The organism is Vibrio sp. 2134-1, from assembly GCF_033339495.1.
Window position 1 is genome coordinate 1 of the sequence record NZ_JAWOUS010001045.1, and the last position, 500, is coordinate 500.

The 500-nt window shown below is 45.6% G+C and carries 1 pseudogene; it reads right to left on the reverse strand.

The window, feature by feature from the left end:
* Window positions 1–500: pseudogene (locus R7R78_RS29955) on the reverse strand (AAA family ATPase); the annotation flags it as partial.

Below are 500 nucleotides of genomic sequence, written 5' to 3' on the forward strand. Positions count from 1 at the left end.
TTGATTCATCAAAATCGTCTAACTCAGATGGAGATTCAATAGCAGTTGGCTGCTCTACCTCTTGATCAAAACTGTTTTGAGCGAAGACTTCAAAAAGCGCATCATGGTCATTATCTGCCTGGAGAATTGGCTTAGGCGCAACTTCTGATTCTGATGAAGATGATGCTTCAGCCATAGCCGCTATAGCATCTTCTTCACTGAACTCTGGCAGTTCAGTATCATCGAAGTTGAACTCTTCTTCCGCTTCGGCTGCTGGTGCTGCCGCTTCACGTTCAGATTCTGGTAGCTCAGGTTCATCAGCCATCGATGCCAATGCATCTTCTTCATCAAACTCTGGCAGTTCCAGTTCGTCGAAGTTGAACTTGTCTTCATCAACGTCAGTGGACGTTGCCGCAACAGGTTCTTGTTCAAGTTTGTTTTCAGCTTCAGACTCAACGTCGTCTAGCAACCAGTCTTCTTCTTGAGGAACGCCAAATTCATTCTCAACGGTATTCGGCGTT